The organism is Streptomyces sp. NPDC090119, from assembly GCF_044747085.1.
In the GTDB taxonomy this organism is placed as follows: domain Bacteria; phylum Actinomycetota; class Actinomycetes; order Streptomycetales; family Streptomycetaceae; genus Streptomyces.
Genome location: NZ_JBIVDK010000006.1, coordinates 411758 through 432781, shown reverse-complemented (window position 1 = coordinate 432781; position 21024 = coordinate 411758). Strand labels below are relative to the sequence as shown.

Genomic DNA, 21024 nt, shown 5'->3' with positions numbered 1-21024 from the left:
AGGGACGACCGGCGGATGCCGACGGGCCGTGCCGACGGATCGTGTCAGCGGGCCCGGAAGCGGGACGGGGCGTTGGTGGGGTTGCCGCCGGTGGGGAGTTTCTGGGTGGGGCAGTCGGCGAGGATCTTCTTCATCGCGGACTTCTCCGCCGAGGTGACCCAGAGTTCGTACTTCTTCTTCACGGCGACCTGGGCGGCGACGTAGGTGCAGCGGTACTTCTTCTCCGGGGGGACCCAGCTGGCGGTGTCGCCGTCGCCCTTGCCGCGGTTGGTGCTCGCGTCGACCGCCAGGAGGTTCAGGGGGTCGTTGGCGAGGGCTATGCGCTTACCCGCGTCCCAGTACTTGGCGCCCTTCTGCCAGGCGTCCGAGAGGGCGACGACATGGTCGATGTCGACCAGGCTGCGGCCTCGCCGGTAGGTGACCTTCTTGCCGGAGTAGGGGTCGGATTCCAGCACCCCGAAGGTCACCTTGCACTTGCCGTCGCTGAACTTCACCTCCTTCAGGTCTCGCTTGAGGATGTCGTCGCGGGTGTCGCAGGAGTTGGAGTCGGTGTCGGCCCAGGCACTGCCGAAGCGTTCGCGCGAGTAACCGGTCTTCGGTGCGCGGCCCTTGACCTCGAGTGTGTCGGCGGCGGTCAGGGCGGCCCCCTTGGCGCCCGTCGGCTCCGCGCCGGAAGAGCCGTTGACCTCTTCGGCCTTGCAGCCCGTCACGGCGGTCATCACGACCATGGCGGTGACCGCCCCGCCCCACAGACGCTTCACGGCACGTCCCCCTCGCTCGCCCCGGTCCGTCCGCGGACGCGGGCGGAGAGATCCGCTCTCCACCGTAACCGCCGGGCCGGGCTTGGTGGAGAGGAACCAAAGGGGCGTACAGGGTTATTCGGGGCTCCGAGTGCCTGCCGGTTCGCGCGCCTCGCTCAGACCTTGCCTATTCCCAGGGTCGATTCGGAGGGCAGGAGGCCGGAGGAGAGGACCGCGACCCAGTGGTCGCCGAGGAGGTCGGCCAGGCGGTCGGCGTCCGCTCGGCCGAGGGACTGCCAAGGGCCCGCGGCCAGGCGGTCGGTGTGGTCCTCGACGCGACGGCGCAGAACACGCCCCTCCTGGGTGGCCGCACCGTCCGGCTCCACCAGGCCGCGCACGGCGAGGCGTTCACGGGCGGCCGCCCACTCCGCACGGTTCCAGCCGCGGCTTTCGAAGCGCTCCACGGACGCGGCGCCTATCGCCGCGAAGGACACCAGGGACTCCACCGGATCGAGCCCCTCGACGAGCAGGGCGGCCAGGTGGCCGTCGCCCCGGTGTTCCCGGAGGATGGTGGCCGCGTGCCACAGCTGGAGGTGCGGGGCCTCGGACCAGGGCAGTTCGGCATTGGCGGCCGCGAGGGGGCGGCCCTCGGTGGCCGCCGACTCCGCCGCGCGGCGGGCCAGGGCGGCGGCCTCGGCCAGTCCGGGGCCGTCCACACGGTCTCCGAGGATGGCGCGGTAGGCGCGGTCGATGCCGCGCAGGCGGGCCGCCAGGACCTCCCGGGGGCCGGAGATGTCCCACGCCCGCTTCATGTGTTCGGAGACCATGCGTGGGCTGAAGCTGTAGAAGGCGGAGGTCACCCGCTCGGCGCCGACCTCGCCCAACGGGGCGGCGCGCAAGGGGAAGTAGACGGGCCAGCGATCACGCGTCCCGTACCCGAGCGCGGCCATCTCCTGCTCGACCTCGGGTGCGAAGTAGACCAGTGCGTGGAACGGCTCCAGCAGGTGCCAGAGCTGGCGAACCCGAGCCGTCTCCACCATTTCCCGCGCCTTCTCGGACATGCCGATCTCCTCCCCCGGATGCGACCGCTGGTCGGCCGCCTTCGACTTGACACTGACTAGATTGCCTGCCCGAGGAGAACTTGTCAATGACTAGATTCCGCGTATTCTGGGTCCATGAGCCCCTCCAAGTCCGCGTCCGCAGACGGGCGGTCGTACCACCACGGCGACCTGCGGCGCGCCGTGCTGTCCGCCGCGCTCGACGTCATCGCCGCCGACGGCCCCGGCGCGCTCAGCCTGCGTGACCTCGCCCGCCGGGCCGGCGTCTCGCACGCGGCGCCCGCGCACCACTTCAAGGACCGCACCGGTCTGCTCACCGCGATAGCCGCCGAGGGGTTCGGCCTGCTCGCGGACGCCCTGCGGGAGGCACCCGGACTACGCGAGGCGGGCGTGCGCTACGTCCGGTTCGCCCGCGAGCACCCCGCGCACTTCCAGGTGATGTTCAGCCCCGAGCTGCTGCGCACCGAGGACCTCGAACTGACCACGGCCCGCGCGCTGGCCGCCGACGCCCTGGACCAGGCCGTCACCACCGTCGACCCCGGCGACCGGGGCCCCGACGCCCGGCTGGCCGGGATCGCCGCCTGGTCCCTCGCCCACGGCTACGCCACGCTGCTCCTCGGCCACAACCTCGACGGCCGGGCGGGAGAGGAGGACCCGGAGGACACGTTCCGCGCGCTCACCGCGATGCTGTTCCACTCGGCGGCCGACTGACACCGGGCCCCGGAAGCGCAGAGGGCAGCAGCGCAGAGGGCAGCGCAACAGGCGGCGAAAAGGGCCGGAGGAACTCCCGCTCCCCCGGCCCCCTCAGCCGACTGTCTCAGAACCTCACGACCTCACGATCCCAGGATCGACGCCAGGAACTCCCCGACCCAGCCCAGGAGTTCACGGCCGACCAGCGGCTTGCCGCCGACCTTCGCCGTCTTGGGACGCGGCACCAGCACCTGGTGCGCGGTCGCCTTGATGACCGAGCCGGGGTACAGCCGCTGCAGCCGAAGCTCCTGCGACTCGCGCAACTCCACCGGCGCGAAGCGGATGTTGTTGCCCTGGAGGACGATCTCGCCGATGCCGCAGGCCCGCGCGAGCATGCGCAGACCGGCGACCAGCAGCAGGTTCTCCACCGGCTCGGGCAGCTTGCCGTACCGGTCGGTGAGTTCCTCGCGGACGGCCTTGATGTCGTCCTCCGAGTTGGCGGAGGCGATGGACCGGTACGCCTGGAGGCGCAGCCGCTCGCCGGGCGCGTAGTCGTGCGGGACGTGCGCGTCGACGGGAAGCTCGATCTTGACCTCGAGCGGCGCCTCCTCCTCGATCTCCCCCGTCTCCAGCTGGCGCCGGTAGTCGGCCACGGCCTCGCCCACCATGCGCATGTAGAGGTCGAAGCCGACGCCCGCGATGTGGCCGGACTGCTCGCCGCCGAGCAGGTTGCCCGCGCCGCGGATCTCCAGGTCCTTCATCGCCACGTACATGCCGGCGCCCATCTCGGTGTGCTGGGCGATGGTGGCGAGCCGTTCGTGCGCGGTCTCGGTGAGCGGCTTCTCCGGCGGGTACAGGAAGTACGCGTACCCGCGCTCGCGGCCACGGCCGACGCGGCCGCGCAGCTGGTGCAGCTGGGAGAGGCCGAAGTTGTCGCCGCGCTCCACGATCAGGGTGTTGGCGTTGGAGATGTCGATGCCGGACTCGACGATCGTGGTGGAGACCAGGACGTCGAACTTCTTCTCCCAGAAGTCCACCACGACCTGTTCCAGGGCCTGTTCGGACATCTGGCCGTGTGCCGTGGCGATCCGTGCCTCGGGGACGATCTCGCGGAGCCGGGCGGCCGCGCGGTCGATGGACTCGACCCGGTTGTGGATGTAGAAGACCTGGCCCTCGCGCAGCAGTTCACGGCGGATGGCGGCGCCGATCTGCCGCTCCTCGTACGGGCCGACGAAGGTGAGGACCGGGTGGCGCTCCTCGGGCGGGGTGGTGATCGTGGACATCTCGCGGATGCCGGTGACCGCCATCTCCAGGGTGCGCGGGATGGGCGTGGCGGACATGGTGAGGACGTCCACGTTGGCGCGCAGCTTCTTCAGCTGCTCCTTGTGCTCGACACCGAAGCGCTGCTCCTCGTCGACGATGACCAGGCCGAGGTCCTTGAACTTGGTCTCGGAGGAGAACAGGCGGTGGGTGCCGATGACGATGTCCACGGAGCCGTCCTTGAGCCCCTCCAGCACCGCCTTGGCCTCGGTCTCGGTCTGGAAGCGGGACAGGGCGCGCACCTTGACCGGGAACTGCGAGTACCGCTCGGAGAACGTGCCGAAGTGCTGCTGCACCAGCAGGGTGGTGGGCACCAGGACGGCGACCTGCTTGCCGTCCTGGACGGCCTTGAAGGCGGCGCGGACCGCGATCTCGGTCTTGCCGTAGCCGACGTCGCCGCAGATCAGGCGGTCCATCGGGACCGACTTCTCCATGTCCTCCTTGACCTCGGCGATGGTGGTGAGCTGGTCGGGGGTCTCCGCGTACGGGAAGGCGTCCTCCAGCTCGCGCTGCCAGGGGGTGTCGCCGCCGAAGGCGTGGCCGGGGGCGGCCATGCGGGCGCTGTAGAGCCGGATCAGGTCGGCGGCGATCTCCTTGACGGCCTTCTTGGCGCGCGCCTTGGTCTTCGTCCAGTCCGCGCCGCCCAGGCGGTGCAGGGTGGGCGCCTCGCCGCCGACGTACTTGGTGATCTGCTCCAGCTGGTCGGTGGGGATGTACAGCCGGTCGCCGGGCTGGCCGCGCTTGGCGGGGGCGTACTCGACGACCAGGTACTCGCGGGTGGCGCCCTGGACGGTGCGCTGCACCATCTCGATGTAGCGGCCGACGCCGTGTTGCTCGTGGACGATGTAGTCCCCGGATTCCAGGGTGAGCGGGTCGATGGCCTTGCGGCGGCGGGCGGGCATCCGGGCGCCCTCGCGGCCCGCGGCCTTCTGCCCGGTCAGGTCGGTCTCGGTGAGGACGGCCAGCTTGAGCGCCGCGTCCACGAAGCCGTGGTCGATCGAGCCGCAGGAGACGTGCACCACGGAGGGGCTCAGCTCGGCGAGGTCGGCGTCCAGCCGGGCCGCGATGCCCTCGCCGCCGAGCACCTCGACGGTGCGGGAGGCCGGGCCGTGGCCCTCGGTGACGTACACCGTGCGCCAGCCCTCGGAGAGCCAGCCCTTGGTGTCGGCGAGCGCCCGCGCGGTGTCGCCGCGGTAGGTCTCGGGGGCGCGCATGCCGAGCTTGAGGGTGTCGCCGCCCAGCTCCTCGTCGGCGGCGAACGGCGAGACGGACCACCACATCATGTCCAGCTCGCGCGCGCGGTCCCGTACGTCCGCGATGGACCACAGGGAGGCCGCGCCGACGTCGATGGGCGCCTCGCCGCCGCCCGCGCTGGCCGCCCAGGACGCCTGGAGGAACTCCTGGGAGGTGGCGACGAGGTCGGAGGCGCGGGTACGGACCCGCTCCGGGTCGCAGACCACGGCCATCGCACCCTTGGGGAGCACGTCCAGCAGCAGTTCCATGTCGTCGACCAGGACGGGGGCGAGGGACTCCATGCCCTCCACCGCGATGCCCTCGGCGATCTTGCCGAGCAGTTCGCCCAGCTCGGGGTGTTCCTCGGCGAGGGCACGCGCGCGGGCGCGTACGTCGTCGGTGAGGAGCAGCTCGCGGCAGGGCGGGGCCCACAGGCCGTGTTCGGCGACCTCCAGGGAGCGCTGGTCGGCGACCTTGAAGTAGCGGATCTCCTCTACGTCGTCGCCCCAGAACTCGATGCGCAGGGGGTGTTCCTCGGTGGGCGGGAACACGTCCAGGATGCCGCCGCGTACGGCGAACTCGCCGCGCTTCTCGACCAGCTCCACGCGCGCGTACGCGGCGGCGGCGAGGGCTTCCACGGTCTCGTTCAGGTCGGCGGTCTGGCCGGTGCGCAGGGAGACCGGCTCCAGGTCGCCCAGGCCCTTGACCTGCGGCTGGAGCACGGAGCGCACGGGGGCGACGACGACGGAGACGGGGCCGGTCTCGGGGTCGTCCGGGCGCGGGTGGGCCAGGCGGCGCAGGACGGCCAGGCGGCGGCCGACGGTGTCGCTGCGCGGGCTGAGGCGTTCGTGCGGCAGCGTCTCCCAGGAGGGGTACTCCACGACGCCCTCGGACGGCAGCAGGGAGCGCAGGGCTGCCGCCAGGTCCTCGGCCTCGCGGCCGGTGGCGGTGACCGCGAGCACCGGGCGGGTGGTCTCGCGGGCCAGGGCGGCGATCGCCAGGGGGCGGGCCGCGGGGGGACCCACGAGGTCGATGTGGGGGCGGTTGCCGTCCGTGGCCGCGGTGATCGCTTCCGCGAGGGCGGGGTCCTTGACGACGGCGTCGAGCAGACCGTGCAGGCTCATGGAGGGGGCTTTCCGTCCTGGGGGTGGGAACGCGAATCGCCCGACTCGTGTGACGGGCCGGGGGTCTTCCAGCGTACGTCGCGGCGGCTGGCTTGGCGGGGGGCTGTGGATAACGTCTGCTTCCTGGGGGGCCTGTGCTGCAGTGGGTGTACCAGGGGGCTCTGCCCCCTGGACCCCCGTTTGGCCACCCGGCCCGCCCGTCTCGGTTGGCTGACAGGGGCGGCTTGGAAGGCAAACACCCCAAGCAACCACCCCAGCAACCACCCCACCCAAAACACGCCGGTGCCGGGAGCCCCCAAGCCCCCGGCACCGACCCCCCTCACTCCCCCTACTCCGTGGCGATCGCGCTCAGCACGTTCATCCGCCCCGCCCTGAACGCCGGGATCAGCGCCGCGAACAGCCCCACGAAGGCCGAGGCGAGGAACACGGTGATGATCGTGGGCCAGGGAATCTCCAGCACCATGAGGCCCTGGAGGGCCAGGAGTTTCTGGGCGGAGGCGCCCCAGCCCATGCCCAGGCCGAGGCCGAGGAGGGCGCCGAAGAGGGCGATGACCACGGACTCCAGGCGGATCATGCGGCGCAGCTGCCTGCGGGAGAGGCCGATCGCGCGCATCAGGCCGATCTCGCGGGTCCGCTCGACCACCGACAGGGCGAGGGTGTTCACCACGCCGAGGACGGCGACGATGATCGCCAGCGCGAGGAGGCCGTAGACCAGGTTGAGCAGTTGCCCGATCTGGTCCTTGAGGGCCTCCTTGTAGTCGGTCTGGTCGCGCACGGTGTACTGCGGGTAGTCGTGCAGGGCCGCCTTGAGCGACGTGTACGCGGCGTCCTGCTTGCCCTCCTTGGCGGTGGCGAAGAACAGCATGTCGAGCGGCATCCTGTCGGCGGGCACGTACTTCTTCACCGTGGCGATGGAGGCGTACATCGCGCCCCGGTCGATCGCGGCGTCGTCGCTGGTGATCGCGCGGACCGTCAGCGCCGCGGTGCGTCCGCCCTTGAAGGCGACGTCGACCTTGGAGCCGATCTTCAGTCCGTGCTCCTTCGCGAAGCCCTCGAAGACGGACATGGAGTCGGGGCGGTAGGCGTCGGCGAGGTCGCCCGCGACGGTCTCGGAGCGCAGGTCCTGCGCGTAGGAGGGGTCGGCCGCGTTGATCGTCTCGTTCTTGGCGACCTTGCCGTCCGGGGTGGTCAGCGCGGCGGGCAGGAGCTTGTACTCGGTGACCCGCTCCAGGTCCGGGGTCTTCTTGAGCGCCTCGACGGCCTGCGGGGTGATGACGGAGCCGTTGTCGCTCTGGACGATGAAGTCCGCGCCCACCGTCTTGTCGAGCTGGTCGGTGGCGGAGGCCACCATGGACGAGCCGACCACCGACAGGCAGGCCACCAGGGCGAGGCCGATCATCAGGGCGGCGCCGGTGGCACCGGTGCGGCGCGGGTTGCGCAGCGCGTTGCGCTCGGCCATGCGGCCGACGGGGCCGAAGACCCTGAGGACGATCGCGCCGAGGACGCGCACCACGCCGGAGGCGAGCAGCGGGCCGATCACCACGAAGCCGATCAGGGTGAGCACCACGCCGAGGCCCAGCCAGGCCGAGCCGACGCCGGCCTTGTCGGCGGCGGCGGCCGCGAACAGGCCCGCCGTGCCCGCGCCGGTGAGGACCAGGCCGATCACCGCGCGGATCACCCCGGCCCTGGCGTCGGCCGGGGCGCCCGCGTCGCGCAGGGCGGCCATCGGGGAGACCTTGCCCGCGCGGCGGGCCGGGAGGTAGGCGGCGAGGACGGTGACGACGACGCCGAGCACCACACCGGCGACCGGGGTGGTCCAGGCGACCGTCAGGTCGTCGGTAGACAGGTGCATGCCCATCTGGCCCATGAGCTGCATCAGGCCGACGGCGATGCCGACCCCGGCGCCCACGCCGAGCAGGGAGCCGATGACACCGAGCAGCAGGGCCTCGATCAGCACCGAGCGGTTGACCTGGCGGCGGGAGGAGCCGATGGCCCGCATCAGGCCGATCTCGCGGGTCCGCTGGGCGACCAGCATCGAGAAGGTGTTGATGATCAGGAAGATGCCGACCAGGAAGGCGACCCCGGCGAAGCCGAGCATCGCGTACCGCATGACGTCGAGGAAGCCCTTCACGTCCTGCTGGTTGGCGTCGGCCACCTCCTTGGCGGTCTGCACCTTGTACCCGGTGCCGAGGGCGGCGCTCACGTCCTGCTTCAGGCGGGCGTCGGTGACGCCCGAGGCGGCGGTGACGTTGACGTTGGTGTAGACGCCGGTGCGGCCGACCAGGGCCTGCTGGGCGGTCCTGGTGTCCAGGTAGAAGATCGCCGCGCCGGGGTTGGTGACGGTGAAGGTGGCGATGCCGGACACGCGCGCGTGGTGCGTGCCGACGGCGGTGATGACGCCGATGTCGTCGCCGAGCTTCAGATGGTGCTTCTTCGCGGTGTCGGCGTCGACCATGATCTGGCCGGAGTCCTTGGGCGCCGCACCGGTGGTGATCTTCATGGTGCGGGCGTCGTTGCCGTTCCAGTTGCCGACGATGGTCGGCGCGCCACTGGTGGGCGACAGCTTGTTCTTGTCGCCGTCGACCACGGTGACCGAGGTGGAGAACACCGTGCCCTCGGCCGACTTCACGCCCGGCGCCCGCTCGATCTCACCGACGACGGCGGCGGGCAGTACGGGCGGCTTGCCGGTGTCGGAGGTGGTCTCCCCGGTGTCGGAGGCACCCTTGGCGCTCACCGTGACGTCGGAGGACGTCGCCTGGAAGAGCTTGTCGAAGGTGGTGTTCATGGTGTCGGTGAACACCAGCGTGCCGCAGACGAACGCCACCGACAGCAGGACCGCGATCGCGGAGAGCGCCATCCGGCCCTTGTGCGCGAGGAAGTTGCGCAGCGAGGTCTTCAGGACGGTCATGAGGTCCGCCCCCGCGCGTCGAAGTCCTTCATGCGGTCCAGGACCTGTTCGGCCGTGGGCTTGAGCATCTCGTCCACGATCCGGCCGTCGGCGAGGTAGAGCACGCGGTCCGCGTAGGAGGCGGCGACGGGGTCGTGGGTGACCATGACGATGGTCTGACCCAGTTCGTCCACCGAGCGGCGCAGGAAGCCGAGGATCTCGGCACCGGCGCGGGAGTCGAGGTTTCCGGTCGGCTCGTCACCGAAGATGATCTCCGGTCGGGCGGCGAGCGCGCGGGCCACGGCGACGCGCTGCTGCTGGCCGCCGGAGAGCTGGGCGGGCCGGTGCCTGAGCCGGTCCACGAGCCCGACGGTCTCCACGACCCGGTCCAGCCACGCCTTGTCGGGCTTGCGGCCCGCGATGTCCATGGGCAGCGTGATGTTCTCCAGCGCGTTCAGCGTCGGCAGCAGGTTGAACGCCTGGAAGATGAAGCCGATCCGGTCGCGGCGCAGCCGGGTGAGCTTCTTGTCCTTCAGGCCGGTGATCTCGGTGTCGTCCAGGTAGATCTGACCGCTGGTCACGGTGTCCAGACCGGCGAGGCAGTGCATCAGGGTGGACTTGCCGGACCCGGAGGGGCCCATGATCGCGGTGAACTGGCCGCGGGCGATGTCCACGTCGACGTGGTCGAGGGCGACGACGCGGGTCTCCCCGGCCCCGTACGCCTTCACGACCTGCCGCGCCCGCGCGGCCACGGCCGTAGGCCCTCCAGTGCCCCCGTGCCTGGGAATGGTCACAGCCGATGTCACGGTATGTCTCCTATGCGGGTCGATCGCGGGCACCCTGGATCGCGGTGCGATGCGGGAGTGGAGTGGTGCGGGCCGGTACGTCCGTGCGCTACGCCTCGAGTCTGGCCGCGACCGGGGGTGCCGCACGCTGGTGCGGACCCCCGTCTCCCCGGGGGAAATCCCCACCCCCGGGGTTCGGCCAACCGCCCCCCTGGCGGCATGAGACCAGACTAAGGACGGGGCGGGGCCGCCCTCGTCCTCCGCGGGGACGAACCCTCCCCGAGCCCGTGTACGGAGATACCCCTAGGGGTACTCCACCGCCGGGTGGAGCCCTTCTCAGGGTCGTCTCCACCCCGACCCGGATGGGCCTCCACCCCGGACCCGGCTCAGCCTCCACCCTTACGCCGCGTCAGGGTCAACCCGTCCCGCGGGGCACTCCATGACCCGGCGTCACCGTGCGGCGGCGACCTGGCCGGTCAGCTCCGTGAGGTGGTCGCGTACGCGGCTCGTCTGGGCCTGCACGTCGTCCCAGGTGTCGCTGTGTTCACGCAGCACGTGTTCGGTCTCGCGGGCGGTGCGCTCCTCGTGGCGGCGGGCCGCGGCGACGATCTCGGCGGCGCGCGCGTGCGCCTCGTCCTGGCGGTGGCGGGCCCGGAGCGTAGCCTCTTCCAGTGCCCTTCCGGCCGCCGCGAGTTCGGCCTCCGCGCGCGCCGTCCGCTCGGCGAGGCGGGCCTCGGCCGTCACCGCCCGCTCCATGTCCGCGCGTTCGGCCGCCGCCCGGCGCTCCGTGCGCTCGGCCTCCTGCGCCGCGGGCATCGTGGCGGTGTGGGCGCGCGCCTCGCGCAGCGCCGCTAGGGCGTGCCCGCGCAGTTCCCGTACCTCGCGCCGGGCGTCCACGCGTACGCCGTCCGCCTCGGTGCGCGCAGCCAGCAGCAGCCGACCGGCCTCCTCCTCGGCCCCGGCGCACAGCGCGTCCGCAGCCTCCCGCGCGGCCCGCACCACACCGGCCGCGTCCCGCTCGGCCCGCGCGACCCGGTGCCGTGCCTCCTCGCGGGCCGCCTCGCGCACGGCGGCCGCCTCCTCGCGCAGCAGCCGGAACGCGTGCCGGGCCCGCTCGCCGAGGACGTCGTACTCCTGCGGGGCGAGCCCCGCGGCCGTCTCGCCGAGCCGCGCGGCCTCGGTCTCCATCCGCCTGGCCAGCACGGTCAGCCGGGCCGCCCGCTCCCAGGCCGCGTCCCGGTCGCGGGAGAGCGCCGCCAGGAACGTGTCGACCTGGTCGGGGCGGTAGCCGCGCGGTGTCCTCGCTGTGCCGCTCACCGGGACCCCTCTCCGTCGAATCCGTCGATCCGTCAATCCGTCGGACATACCCGACAGGATGATTTCCCGCATATCCTGCCGGTCGGGTCATAAGTGTGCATAACGCGACACTCCGCCGATGACACCGGAGCAGGAGCGGGCGGGAGACGCCGTGGGGCCCTTCACCCGAACCGGTGAAGGGCCCCACGTTTCAGCGGACACGCGCGCTAAAGCAGCCCGTCCCACATCTGCTCCAGCAGCACCGACCACCAGCTCTCCGGCGACGCCAGCGCGGCCGGGTCCAGGGCCGCCAGCTGGGCCTGGAAGTCGACGGTCCAGCGGGCCGCCTGCTCCTGGTTCAGGCCGTAGCGCAGCCGCCACATCCGGCCCAGCAGGGCCAGGCAGCGCGCGAACTCGGGCAGCCCCGAGTTGACGAACTGCGGCGGCACCGACGCACCGCCCGGCCCGCTCTCCACCGGCACGGCCACGATGTTCGCCGTGCCGTACTGGACGCAGATCGCCTTGCCGAAGTCCGTGCCCATCACCAGGTAGGACCCCGCGTCCGAGGCCGGGGCCACCCCGCGCTCGGCCGCCAGCTCCGCCAGCGTCGGCACCGGACGGCCCGGCTGGGCCTGCGCCCAGAAGAACGGGCCCATGTCCAGCGGCAGTCCGGCCACCACCAGGGTGTGCGCCACGACCGGCGGCACCCCCTGCCGGGCCACCGCCTGCTGCTCGAACCGGTACACGCCGGGACCGAACACCGCCGCCAGCTCCTGCGCGACGCCCTCCGGCGGGATCGGCGGCACGGGCGGCACCGGCGGCAGCGGCGCCCGCACCGGCGCGGGCCGCGCGGGACCGTCCGCGACCTGGTGCAGCTCGCCCTGATGGGCCAGCAGTTCCTGCATGCCCTCCTGACGGCTCGCATGGTCCGTGCCGTACGGCGCGATGGACGCGATCCGCGCCTGCGGCCACTGCTCCCGGATCATCCGCGCGCAGTACGCGCCCGGCAGTTCGCAGGACTCCAGCTCGGTGTGCAGCTCCAGCACCTGGTCCGGCGGCACGTTCATCGCGCGCAGCTCGTGGAAGATCTGCCACTCCGGGTGCGGGGTGCCCGGCGCGGAACGCCGGATGAGCTGCTGCTCCGAGCCGTCGTGGGCGCGGTAGCGCAGCACCGCCTGGTAGCCGGGGCCCACCATGGGCTGCCCCTGCGGCGGATACCCGTACGCGCCCGGCTGCCCCGGCATCGACGCGGCCGGGGGCGGCATCGCACCGGGCGGCGGCATGGCACCGGCCGGAGGCGGCATCGCTCCCGGTGGCGGCATGGCACCGGGCGGCGGCATGGGCGCGCCCTGCTGCGGCGGTCCCGCGTGCGGCATCGGCTGCGGCGCGGGCGGCGGGCCCGGCGGCATGCCGGGTACGGGTGGCATCCCGGCCGTCGGCTGGGTGCCGGGCGCGGGGGGCGTGCCGGGGGCGGACGGCGGGGGTACGCCGGGGCCGCCGGGCGACGGCGGGGACAGCACGGTCTCCGCGTGGTGCACGGCGCCGGGCGCTCCGGCGGGCCGGGGCGGTGCCGGGGTGCCCGCGGCGGCGGGCGGCTGCGGCGTCCCGCCGGGCCCGGCGGGGTTCTCGGGGCCGAGCGAGGACACCAGTTGCGTCGGTACGTAGCCCTCGGCGCCGGGCTGCGCGCCCGGTGCGCCGGGGGCGCCCGGCGGGTGCGGGGGCAGACCGGGACCGCGCCTGCGGGGCGGCGGCGGGGCCTTGCTGGTCGCGGCGTCGGCGATGTCCCCGGCGTGCGGGGGCAGCGGCCGGGCCGGAGCGGGCGGGGTGTCGGTGCCCCGGGCGGACACCTCGGTGTCGTCCACCGCGGGCGCGACGGCGGTGGGCGGGAGCTGGCTGCCGCCCGACATCAGGGCCGTCTTCGCGTCCGGCGCGGCGGCGGGCGGGGGCGGGGTGCCGTCGTTGAGCGGCGGCGCGAACACCGTCGCGGGCAGCGGCACCGAACGGTCCTCGCCACCCTCGGCGTTGGTGTCCGTACCGGCCCACGGGGTGTCCCCGTCCCGGCTCTCCTCCGCCTCACCCTTGGCGGCGGGCCAGGCGGCCCCGCTGTCCGGAGCGGCGGCGGGCATCCCGGCCTGCGTCCGGGCGAGTCCCGCGGAAGAACCTTGAGCGGGCACCGAGGGCGAGCCCTGACCCGACCCCGTACGCAAAGTGTCCGAACCCTGACCGGACCCGGTGCCCAGCCCCGGACCGGACCCGGTACCCGAACCCTGGCCGGCCCCCGTTCCGGAACCCTGACGCCGGTCCGGGATGCCCAGCTTGTCAGCCGCCTCCTGCAACCACTCCGGAGGACTCAGCAGGAACGACGTCTGGTTCAGGTCCACCCGCGCGGCGGGCGACACCGGTGCCGCGTCCTCGACGTCGTCGGGGCGGCCGTACAGCTCCTCGTAGCGGCGGACGACCTCGCCCACCGGCAGCGCGGGCCACAGCGTGGCCTCGCCGCTGTCCCGCGCGATGACCAACCGCTGGCCGCCCGCGTCGGAACGCGGCCCGTCGGCACGGTCCTCGCCCCACACCACGAACCCGAGGTCGAACTCCCGCACCCGCACCTCACGGTGCTGGTACGCCGGGACGTCCCCGTTGATCCATTCCTCGCCGCGCTCCTGCGCGCGCGCAAACGTCACCATGACCGGGACCTCACTCCCCCGCCGGCGCCGAGGACGCCGGAGACACCGGGACGGCCCGCGCGAAGCCGCCGTCCACCATCAGACTCGCCACCGTGTCCAGCTCCGGCGGATCACCGGCCAGCCGGGACAGGAACGCGTCGAAGTCGTCACCGCAGGGCAGCAGCAGCCGCTCGACGCGCTCCGCCGCCGACCACGACGGGTCGGTGTCCCGCACGTCGTCGTACGCGCAGAACCACACCGAGCCCGCCCGCTCGCCCTTCACCTTCACCGCGACCAGACCGCCCTGGACGAACGAGACGCCCAGGTAGTCCTTGGTCAGATGGTCGCGCAGGCACTTGTTCACGTACACCAGGTCGTTGACCGCGGCCTCGTCCCGGACCGTGAAGAACGGCTGGTCCAGCAGCAGGCCCAGCTCGGCGTCGAGCGCGGCACCCACCGGCGCGCAGCCTCCGGCCGCCTTCAGGAACGAGCGGTAGGCGCCGGGCAGCCGGTAGCCGAGGTCCTCCTCGACGCCCTGCACCTGCGACTCCGTCACCGCGATCCCCGACTTGGGGAGCGCGAAGTGCGCCGGACGCGTCTCGTTCAGCGGGCGGGTGCCGCGCTTGGCGTGGTCCACCACCGCCGTCGCCACCCCGCCGTGGTGCCGCAGCAGCGCCTTCACCTCGACCGGGACCAGCTCCAGACGCCGGGAGTTCGCCACGTGGTGCCACGTCCAGCCGTGCGGCGTCGCCACCTCGGGCACCGTGTCCCACAGCTCGTGCCCCGACGCCGCCAGCACCGCGTTGGCCGACACATAGTCCGTCAGCCGCAGTTCGTCGACGCCGAACCCCTCTGGGGGCTCCGCGATCTCGGCCGCCGCGCGCGCGTACGGCGCGAAGTCGGGATGACCGTGCTCGTCGATCCGCACCCCGCGCGGATGGCGGGCCGCCCGCACCGGGTCCGGGAAGTGCACGACCTGCCCGGCATAGGCCGCGTTCGGCGGCGCGGCTTCCTGCCCGAGCCGACCTGTCGTCATGGCGGTTGCCCCCTGCGGCACTCTGTACGAGCCGGGCACCGCACCCTCTCCGGTACGCCCCGACCCGTATCCGACTGTCTTCAACGTCACCGACGCCTAAAGGCCGCGCCCCGGCGCGGTGCCGACAGCCTATGCGGTACACGCACACCGGTCACCGGCCCACCGGACCCCGGTCCTCCGCCCCCGTCCGACCCCGCCACCCCCCGACCCCCTCGAACACCCCACCGAAAGCCCGCCACTTGTGTGACCAGCCGTCACCACCCGTGACGGGTGAACCCCGCCCTGGCGTGTCGCACCGCCCCAGCTTCCGCAGTGGCCACGGCATTTGGCACTCTGTGTCCCTCGGGCGCGGGCCCGGGGGAGGGAAGACGATCATGAACACGATGCCGACCGGAGGTACCGACGTGCGGGCCGGCGACCCTCGCATCGGCTGGAGCGACAGCAACGAGCCTCCCGCCCCCGCCCTGCTGCACCGCCGCGACGGCATCCTGCCCGCCGTCGCCGCCGCCCTCTCCGTACGCGGCGCCACCCTCACCGGCACCGCCGCCCGCGGCGACCAGCCCGCCCCCCTGCACCACCTCGTGCAGGACTTCCTCGACACCCTCACCAGCGGCCAGCGCGACCGCTTCACCGGACGCTGCGCCGAGACCATCCTCATCTCCCGGCACCTCACCGCCGCCGACGCCACCCGCAGCAGGCGCTCCGCCCGCCGCCCCATGACCAACGGCGAGGCCCGCAAGTCCCTGAAGCACGCCAAGCTCACCGCCCGCCGCATACGCGAGGACGGCGACCCGCTGCACGGCAGCTTCGCCACCCCCTGCCGCGCCTGCGCCGCCCTCACCGCCCACTTCGGCGTCCGCGTCGTCGACCCGGCCACCACCGGCGACTGAACCCGCCCCCGCCGGGCCCCCGAACCAGCTCACCAGCACGACGATCGATAGGGCAGATGCACCCCGACCGCACCTCATCCCCCAGGCTCGCCGCACCCCACGGACCGGACGGCACCGCACCCCGCTTCCCCGGCGCCGTCGACAACGCGCTGCGCACCGCGGGCTGGCACCCCGGCCGCTGGGACATAAAGCAGGCCGAGATCTGGGCCGACACCCTGCGCGAACACCTCTCCCCCGCCGGACACCGGCACGCCGTCTTCCCCGCCGCCGTCGAAGCCTGGGCCGAGTTCGGCGGACTGCGCGTCACCCCCACCGGCACCGGACGCCAGATCGCCCCCGCCGCCCTCCACCTCGACCCGCTCCAGGGCCTGCACCTCGCCCGCACCCTCGGCGACCTCGGCCGCGCCCTCGGCACCGAACTCAGCCCGCTGGGCGAGGAGACCGACACCGCCGCCCTCCTCGCCATCGACACCCAGGGCCGCGTCTACACCCTCGACCACACCGGCGACTGGTACCTCGGCCCCGGCATCGACCACGCGCTGACCGCGCTCATCGCCGGAACCCAGCCCGTCCGCCTCACCACCGGCTGACCCCCGCCGCGCCCTTCACCGCGCACACCCAGCGGTTGGCCGCCAGCGCGTCGTCCGGCTCCGGCCGCGGCCCCCGGCCATACCTGCGGACATGGTCGTACGGCGTACCCACCCGCGTCCGCCAGCCCCGGCCCGCCAGATCCACCGCCGAGTCCGGACGCGGATCACCGTCGAACAGGGCCGGCAGATCCACCCCCAGCCGCTCCCGCGCCTCCACGTACACCGGGCTGTCCCGCACCGCGCGGGCCTCCTTCAACAGCTTCACCTCATAGCCCAGCATGCTGCCCGGCGCGCTCAACTCATCGACGACGGCCATGAGTCGGCGCTCGGTGTCCGCCGGAAGGTACAGCAACAGCCCCTCCGCCACCCACGCCGTCGGCAGCCCCGGCTCCAGACCGGCACCGAGCAGCGCCGCCGCCCAGTCCCCACGCAGATCCACCGGCACCGGCACCCGCCCCGCCGACGGCACCGCACCCGCCCCCGCCAGCACCCGCTCCTTGAAACCCAGCACACCGGGCCGGTCCACCTCCCACACCGTGCTGCCCGACGGCCAGTCCAACCGGAACGCCCGCGTGTCCAGCCCCGCCCCCAACAGCACGAACTGCCGGGTCCCGGCCCGCGCCGCCGAACGCAGCGCGTCGTCCAGCACCCGCGTCCGCAGCCCGAAATACCGGGCGAGGCGCCCCCACACCGGGTCGGCATCCCCGCGCGGCACCTCCTCCGGACACACCGGCCACCCGGCCGACACCGGCGCCGCCCGCACGAAACACTCCGCCCACGGATCACGCGCCAACGCGTCCGGACGGCGCGCCTCGATCGCCCGCGCCGCCGCGACCAGCAGCGCGGTCACCCCTACTCCCGCGTCCACTCCGAAGTCACCGGCACCGGGCCGGTCCGCCGTACCGACGGTCGCGATGATTCCTCCTCGGTCGAGGGACGCGCGGCCCACAACTCCGGGTCCGCACACGTCGTCAGCCGCGCCCCGTACACCCGCTCCATGAACGACAGCACCAGCGGCTCCGGGAGATGCAACGGCGTCGTGCAGTCCGTCAGCACCGACACCTCGAACCCCTTCTGGAACGCCGTCCGCGCCGTCGAATCCACACACACATCGGTGAACACCCCCGCGAACACCAGCCGCACCACCCCCCGCTCCCGCAAGTACCGCTCGAACCCCTCCACCAGGAACGCGTCGAAACACGCGTACTTGGTGAACACCGCCTCCCCCACCGCGGGCACCACCCCGTGGAACTCCGCGCCCCGGCTCCCCGACACACACTTCGCCCGCTTCCCCAGCACCCGGTCACGCCGCCGCCAGCTCGGCCCCTGATACGCCTCGTCCCCCAGGAAGCGGACAAAGACCACCTCCACCCCGGCCGCCCGCGCCTGGTCCACCACCCCGGCCGCGGCACCCGCCACCTCCGCCAGCACCCCCGGATCGCTCCCGTGGCGGGCGGCGGCCGACGCGTCACAGAAGTCGTTCTGCAGATCGACCACCACCAGCACCACACCCCCCGCGCCACTCACGCCCCCGCCACCAGCGCGTCCACCCCCGGACCCGGCACCCCCAACCCCGCCAGCACCCCCGCCACCACCTCACCGGTCGACGCCGACCCACCCACATCGGCCGTCCCCACCCCCCGGGCCGCCAGCCCCGCGAGCACCCCCTCCACCGCCGCCACCGCACCCCGGCACCCCACATGCCGCTCCGCCACGGCCGCCGCCGCCCGGATCGTCGCCACCGGATTCACCAGATCACGGCCCTGAAGATCGTCCGCCGAGCCGTGCACCGTCTGGAACTCCACCAGCCCCGCCACCTCCGGCAGCAGATGCACGTTCTCCGTGAACCGGCTCTCCTGCCGCTCACCCCCGAACCGGTCCAGCAGCACCACATGCATGATGTCCGCCCACTCGTTCCCCGCCACCACCACCGTCCCCGGCGGCAGACCATGCGCGATCAGATCCCGGTTCACCGTGTCCGGCTGACACAACCGGATCTCCACCCCATGCCGCGCCGCCGCCCCACGCACCCAGTCGTCCAGCGCCCCGTCCAGCAGATGGAACTTGTACGCCATCACCACCCGCGCCGCCCCACCCCCCGGCCACACCAGCCGCGCCCGCGCCAGCGCGCAGTCGATCACCTCGTTCGTGACCTCCTCGGAGAACTCCATCGTCCGCACCACCCGGCCCGGACCATGCCGGTTCGCCCCCGTGTAGAACCCCTGCGCCTGATCCCGCACCAACAACAGCTCCGGCGCCACCCCACCCGGCGGACCCCCCAGCCCGTCCACCTTCACCGCACGAAGGCGCTGCCGCACCAGATACAACGACTGCGCGTTGATCGCCGTACGGAACACCGCCGAGACCCCCCGGCCCGCCAGCCCCCGGCAGAACCCCTCGTAATGCGCCGCGTCCTCCTCGGTCAGCGCCGCGATCCGCTCCGGCGCCTCACCCCGCAACGACACATACGAGTGATAGACCCGCTCCGCGCGCTCCACCCGCACCGGCACCCCGGACGCCCCCGCCAGCACCCCCAGCACCCGCTCGAAGACCGCCGCCACCTCGGCACCCGTACCCCGCCCCACGGCGAGCCCCACGACCGTCACCCCGGACCGCCCCTCTCCCCGACCCGACCCGCCCCGCCCCCCTCTCAGACCACCGCACTCACCAGGTGGTCCCCCGGAATCCCCGCCTTGTCCGGCGCGTAGAAGTCCTCGATCCCCGCCACCCACGTCGCCACCGCGATCCGGTCCTCCCCGTCCGGACCGAACGCGTCGAACAACGCGTCGATGTTCGGACCCGCGAAACCGATCGCCCGCATCAACGCCGTGAACAACGGACGCCCGACCACCCCGTCCCCGACCGGATCACCCAGCATCGCCAACGACTCCGCGAACTCCCGCACCGTCCCCGCGAACCGCTCCGGCGCCAGCACACACGCCCGGAACTCCTCCAGCGTGATCCGCCCGTCCTTGTTCGCGTCCAGCTCCGCCTCCAGCGTCTCCCAGTACCGCTGGAACGCCGCCGACATCCGCGCCCGCGCACCCTCCCCCGAACCCTCCGCCGCCGCCGTCACCCGCGACGCCATCAGCTCGAAGTCCTCCGGGTCCAGATGACCGTTGCCATTCGCGTCGAACAGCGAGAACACCAGCGTCACCCGGTCGATGGCCTCAGTACGCATGACTCCCCAGACCCTTCCGCCGACTCGCCCCGAACACCTCGGGACGCACCGACACACTGCGTCTCAGAAGCCCCACCCATGCCACCGGACCGGCACGTTCATCCAATGGGTGGATTCAGCACACACCGAGGATTGAGCGCCGGACACGACAGAAGCGGCCACCCGAAAACACGGCCCCTACGCCGCCGGAATCACCGCCGACACCCGGAAACCCCCCGCGTCCGTCGGACCCGACACGAACACGCCCCCCAAGGACACGACCCGCTCCCGCATCCCCACCAGACCATTGCCACCCGACGGCAACCCCGCCGACGCCGACCCCGGCTCCGGCGGCGAATCGTTCTCCACCTGCATCGCGATCTCCGCCGACCGATGAGCGAGCCGCACATACGTCTTCGCACCCGCCGCGTGCTTGTGGACGTTCGTCAACGCCTCCTGCACCACCCGGTACGCCGTCTGCTCCACCTCCGCCGGATACGACCGCAGCTCACCCTCCACCGACAGCGCCACCACCATCCCGGCCGCCGCCGACTGCCCCACCAACTCCTCCAGCTCCGACAACCACGGCCCGTCCACCACGACCACCTCGGCCGCCGCCTTCGACGCCGCCTCCGCAGCCGCCACACCCACCGCCGCCAACGGCACCGCCACCGGCCGCACCCGCGCCCGCACCCCGTCCCCCGACCGCAGCACCCCGAGCATCTCCCGCAGCTCCGTCAGCGCCTGCCGACCCATGTCCCCCACCAGCGCCGCGTTCCGCACCGCCTTCTCCGGGTCCTTACGCGCCACCGCCTGCAACGCCGCCGCGTGCACCACCATCAGACTCACCCGGTGCGCCACCACGTCATGCATCTCCCGCGCGATCCGCGTGCGCTCCTCGCCCCGCGCCCACTCCGCACGCTCCTCCGCACGCTCCGCGAGCAGCTGCAGCTCCCGCTCCAGACTGTCCGCCCGCTCCCGCAGGCTCTCCATCAGCCGACGGCGCGCACCCACGTACAACCCCAGCAGCACCGGCGGCGCGGTCACCCCCAGCGAGGTCGCCACCGCCGCGAACGGCACGAACCAGTCGCCCAGCGTCAGATCCCCACGCGCCATGTCCTGGCGCACCCGCACGAACGTCACGATCATCGTGCCCACCAGCGACATCCCCGCCAGCGCCACGATCACCCGGCGCGGCAGCTCACACGCCGCCAGGGTGTACAGGCCGACGATGCCCATCAGCAGGCCCATCTCGGCGGGCGTCACCGCGACCGCCACCAGCACCACCGCGACCGGCCACTTCCGGCGCACCAGCAGCACCGAACCCGCGAGCACCCCGAACACGACACCGAGCCACAGCGGCAGGCCCGCGTCCCGCGCGAACGGGACACCCTCCGCGCCGCACTCCGCCGCCGACGCCAGCCCCAGGGCCACGTCCAGCACCGCACCGCGCCGTCTCTCCCACCACCACGGGCCGGTCGGCGCCCTGGTGTGGTCTTCCCCCGTCGTGGTCATGCCCTCCAGACTACGGGCGCCCAGGACGGCTTTTCCG

General features: G+C 73.0%; 16 protein-coding genes. 3 read left to right on the top strand and 13 right to left on the bottom strand.

Features of this window, described 5'->3' with window-relative positions:
- Window positions 1–44: 44 nt before the first annotated feature.
- Together ACIPPM_RS26685 and ACIPPM_RS26680 are read right to left on the bottom strand one after the other, a co-directional pair.
- Window positions 45–728 carry an HNH endonuclease family protein gene (locus ACIPPM_RS26685; RefSeq protein ID WP_401452496.1) on the bottom strand — a complete coding sequence of 228 codons (684 nt, stop codon included), beginning with the start codon at window positions 726–728 and terminating at the stop codon, window positions 45–47.
- A gap of 188 nt (window positions 729–916) precedes the next feature.
- Window positions 917–1801 (bottom strand): hypothetical protein, encoded by an 885-nt coding sequence (locus ACIPPM_RS26680; RefSeq protein ID WP_401452326.1) that lies wholly within the window; start codon window positions 1799–1801, stop codon window positions 917–919.
- Window positions 1802–1915: 114 nt separating this feature from the next.
- On the opposite strand from ACIPPM_RS26680, the gene ACIPPM_RS26675 reads away from it, so the two are divergent.
- Complete coding sequence (locus ACIPPM_RS26675) at window positions 1916–2509, top strand: TetR/AcrR family transcriptional regulator (RefSeq protein ID WP_401452324.1); 594 nt, start codon at window positions 1916–1918, stop codon at window positions 2507–2509.
- A gap of 122 nt (window positions 2510–2631) precedes the next feature.
- On the opposite strand, the gene mfd is transcribed toward ACIPPM_RS26675, so the two are convergent.
- The 6 genes from mfd to ACIPPM_RS26645 all read right to left on the bottom strand — a co-directional run bounded on the left by mfd (window position 2632) and on the right by ACIPPM_RS26645 (window position 14832).
- Window positions 2632–6165 (bottom strand): transcription-repair coupling factor, encoded by a 3534-nt coding sequence (gene mfd, locus ACIPPM_RS26670; RefSeq protein WP_401452322.1) that lies wholly within the window; start codon window positions 6163–6165, stop codon window positions 2632–2634.
- 328 nt (window positions 6166–6493) lie between these two features.
- Complete coding sequence (locus ACIPPM_RS26665) at window positions 6494–9073, bottom strand: ABC transporter permease (protein WP_401452320.1); 2580 nt, start codon at window positions 9071–9073, stop codon at window positions 6494–6496.
- Complete coding sequence (locus ACIPPM_RS26660; RefSeq protein WP_401452318.1) at window positions 9070–9858, bottom strand: ABC transporter ATP-binding protein; 789 nt, start codon at window positions 9856–9858, stop codon at window positions 9070–9072. Before ACIPPM_RS26660 ends, ACIPPM_RS26665 begins: the two co-directional genes overlap by 4 nt.
- Before the next feature lie 429 nt (window positions 9859–10287).
- On the bottom strand, window positions 10288–11154 hold the full coding sequence (locus ACIPPM_RS26655) for a cellulose-binding protein (protein ID WP_401452316.1): 867 nt from the start codon (window positions 11152–11154) through the stop codon (window positions 10288–10290).
- 206 nt (window positions 11155–11360) lie between these two features.
- Window positions 11361–13817 carry an SUKH-4 family immunity protein gene (locus tag ACIPPM_RS26650; RefSeq protein WP_401452314.1) on the bottom strand — a complete coding sequence of 819 codons (2457 nt, stop codon included), beginning with the start codon at window positions 13815–13817 and terminating at the stop codon, window positions 11361–11363.
- A 10-nt stretch (window positions 13818–13827) separates the two neighbouring features.
- Entirely contained in the window at window positions 13828–14832 is a 1005-nt protein-coding gene (locus ACIPPM_RS26645; RefSeq protein WP_393595191.1) for an SMI1/KNR4 family protein, read from the bottom strand.
- A gap of 374 nt (window positions 14833–15206) precedes the next feature.
- Between ACIPPM_RS26645 and ACIPPM_RS26640 the strand changes: the two genes are divergently transcribed.
- Complete coding sequence (locus ACIPPM_RS26640) at window positions 15207–15722, top strand: YwqJ-related putative deaminase (RefSeq protein ID WP_393595190.1); 516 nt, start codon at window positions 15207–15209, stop codon at window positions 15720–15722.
- Between the two features lie 56 nt (window positions 15723–15778).
- Entirely contained in the window at window positions 15779–16312 is a 534-nt protein-coding gene (locus tag ACIPPM_RS26635; RefSeq protein ID WP_393595189.1) for an SUKH-3 domain-containing protein, read from the top strand.
- Here ACIPPM_RS26635 and ACIPPM_RS26630 read toward each other — a convergent pair.
- The 5 genes from ACIPPM_RS26630 to ACIPPM_RS26610 form a co-directional block, all read right to left on the bottom strand.
- The gene (locus ACIPPM_RS26630) at window positions 16299–17162 is read right to left on the bottom strand and encodes an SAM-dependent methyltransferase (protein WP_401452312.1); all 864 of its coding nucleotides are present in this window, start codon (window positions 17160–17162) and stop codon (window positions 16299–16301) included. The two genes, ACIPPM_RS26635 and ACIPPM_RS26630, sit on opposite strands and share 14 nt — an antisense overlap.
- 2 nt (window positions 17163–17164) lie before the next feature.
- Window positions 17165–17839 (bottom strand): cysteine hydrolase family protein, encoded by a 675-nt coding sequence (locus tag ACIPPM_RS26625; protein ID WP_401452310.1) that lies wholly within the window; start codon window positions 17837–17839, stop codon window positions 17165–17167.
- Window positions 17836–18918, bottom strand: coding sequence for an isocitrate/isopropylmalate family dehydrogenase (locus tag ACIPPM_RS26620; protein ID WP_401452308.1), 1083 nt, complete (start codon window positions 18916–18918; stop codon window positions 17836–17838). Before ACIPPM_RS26620 ends, ACIPPM_RS26625 begins: the two co-directional genes overlap by 4 nt.
- Window positions 18919–18962: 44 nt before the next feature.
- Window positions 18963–19493 (bottom strand): EF-hand domain-containing protein, encoded by a 531-nt coding sequence (locus ACIPPM_RS26615; protein ID WP_401452306.1) that lies wholly within the window; start codon window positions 19491–19493, stop codon window positions 18963–18965.
- A 177-nt stretch (window positions 19494–19670) separates the two neighbouring features.
- Window positions 19671–20987 (bottom strand): sensor histidine kinase, encoded by a 1317-nt coding sequence (locus ACIPPM_RS26610; RefSeq protein ID WP_401452304.1) that lies wholly within the window; start codon window positions 20985–20987, stop codon window positions 19671–19673.
- Window positions 20988–21024: the final 37 nt, after the last annotated feature.

Excerpts from the sequence above, each read along its gene's own strand:
- ACIPPM_RS26685 (WP_401452496.1), bottom strand. The coding sequence starts at position 728 with ATGGTCGTGATGACCGCCGTGACGGGCTGCAAGGCCGAAGAGGTCAAC.
- ACIPPM_RS26680 (WP_401452326.1), bottom strand. The coding sequence starts at position 1,801 with ATGTCCGAGAAGGCGCGGGAAATGGTGGAGACGGCTCGGGTTCGCCAG.
- ACIPPM_RS26675 (WP_401452324.1), top strand. The coding sequence starts at position 1,916 with ATGAGCCCCTCCAAGTCCGCGTCCGCAGACGGGCGGTCGTACCACCAC.
- mfd (WP_401452322.1), bottom strand. The coding sequence starts at position 6,165 with ATGAGCCTGCACGGTCTGCTCGACGCCGTCGTCAAGGACCCCGCCCTC.
- ACIPPM_RS26665 (WP_401452320.1), bottom strand. The coding sequence starts at position 9,073 with ATGACCGTCCTGAAGACCTCGCTGCGCAACTTCCTCGCGCACAAGGGC.
- ACIPPM_RS26650 (WP_401452314.1), bottom strand. The coding sequence starts at position 13,817 with ATGGTGACGTTTGCGCGCGCGCAGGAGCGCGGCGAGGAATGGATCAAC.
- ACIPPM_RS26645 (WP_393595191.1), bottom strand. The coding sequence starts at position 14,832 with ATGACGACAGGTCGGCTCGGGCAGGAAGCCGCGCCGCCGAACGCGGCC.
- ACIPPM_RS26640 (WP_393595190.1), top strand. The coding sequence starts at position 15,207 with ATGAACACGATGCCGACCGGAGGTACCGACGTGCGGGCCGGCGACCCT.
- ACIPPM_RS26635 (WP_393595189.1), top strand. The coding sequence starts at position 15,779 with ATGCACCCCGACCGCACCTCATCCCCCAGGCTCGCCGCACCCCACGGA.
- ACIPPM_RS26615 (WP_401452306.1), bottom strand. The coding sequence starts at position 19,493 with ATGCGTACTGAGGCCATCGACCGGGTGACGCTGGTGTTCTCGCTGTTC.
- ACIPPM_RS26610 (WP_401452304.1), bottom strand. The coding sequence starts at position 20,987 with ATGACCACGACGGGGGAAGACCACACCAGGGCGCCGACCGGCCCGTGG.